The 1,490-nt window shown below is 70.3% G+C and carries 1 protein-coding gene; it reads right to left on the reverse strand.

The features are described from left to right. Nucleotides 1–109: 109 nt before the first annotated feature. On the reverse strand, nt 110–1,490 hold a 1,381-nt coding region (locus VXC91_RS45465; protein ID WP_329513189.1), incomplete at its 5' end, for a zinc ribbon domain-containing protein.

Consider the following 1,490-nt stretch of genomic DNA (forward strand, 5'->3'; position numbering starts at 1 on the left):
GCGAAATCGCCTACTTCCTCGCCTACTGCCCATGGGAGACCGTGGTGGCCGACCTGGTGCGGATCGCCGGCATGCGCTGGCAGATCGAGATGTGTCAACCACAGTGCACTCATAAATGGGAACTGGCTGTTTGATCTTCGTCTTGGGTCGGGATCGTTGGCTCGGTGTCGGTCCAGCGGAGTCGGGTGTACCAGCCGGGCGGGCGGGTGCGTCGCTCGCGGAGTTCGGCGAGTTGGGTGGGTCCGGCGTGGAGGATCCAGCGGTAGGGGCGCCGGGACTCCTTGCGAGCGTTCACCCAGCTGCGGTAGATCCACGAGTAGAGGGTGACTGCAGGCATGTCGAGTTCGGTGGCGAGGTCTTCGAGCCACCACTCATCGCGGCCGGGTTCTTCGCCGGGTGGTGAGGCCGACCGGGGACGGGCGGGTGGTGGCAGGGTGCCGAGTTCGCGCAGGATCGCCTTGACCGCGCTGGCGCTGATCCGGTTCCCGCGTCCGCGGGCTGGGCGGAAGCCCTCCGCGTGCAGGCGCTGGGCGATCGCCTCGGCGCGGTGTCCCTGACCGGCCAGCTCGCGGATGCGCTCCTTGATCTGCGGGTAGTAGCTGAGCTGTTGGAGGAGGGCGACGGGGCGGGTGGTCTCGCCCGTGGTGGTCCTCCCGCCGGCCCAGGTGATGGTGACGGTGACGCGTTCGCTGGTGCCCAGCACGGTGACGGTGACCTGCTCCACGAGCGCGCGGATGATCTCTTTGCGGTCGGCGTCGGTGGTCGTCTCAGCACTCCACAGGCCTTCGATGTCGCCGGCGAGCGCGGTGATGGCTCGCTGCTCGGCGGCGGTGAGGGTGCGCGGGCGGGTCTGGGTGAAGCGGTCGTACTCTTCCTGCAGGGTCTGCTGGGCGGCAAGGGCCTGCTCCCAGTCCTTTTCCAACTGCCGTACGACCAGGCGGTTCTCGGGCTCGGCAAGGCGGTAACAGCGCCGGGCCCGGTCGGCGTTGATCGCGGCGCGTTCCAGCCGCTGGGACCAGATTTTGTCCAGCTCGGCCCGTTCGGCCAGGACTTGCTGGGCCGCGCGTAAGGAGACTTCAAGCGCGGCCGGGGCGAGCGCGGCGAGGACCTGCGCGGTGACGAAGGCGTCCACGCAGGCCCCGTTCAGTGCCTGGCAGCGCTCCCCGGATCCGTAGTCGGTCATCTGCCGGGCGCACACGTAGTCGGGGCGGGTGCTGCCCGCGTGCTGGTGGTAGCGCACGGTCATGCGCTTGCCGCAGCGGCCGCACCGCACCAGCCCGGCCAGCAGGGCCGGACCGCTGCGGACCGTGCCGGGGGTCTCGGCCCGGGCGGCGTTGGCCGCGAGCCGGGCCAGGTTGGCCCGGTACTGCTCGATGGTGATGTAGGCGGGCAGCGCGTCGGGGATGAACACCAGCCACTCGTCCTCACCGCGCACCACCCTGCCGGTCGAGGGGCGTCCCGGTTGTTGCCGGCGGTGCTCGATGCGGCGG

Source organism: Streptomyces chiangmaiensis (assembly GCF_036281785.1).
Lineage (GTDB): Bacteria > Actinomycetota > Actinomycetes > Streptomycetales > Streptomycetaceae > Streptomyces > Streptomyces chiangmaiensis.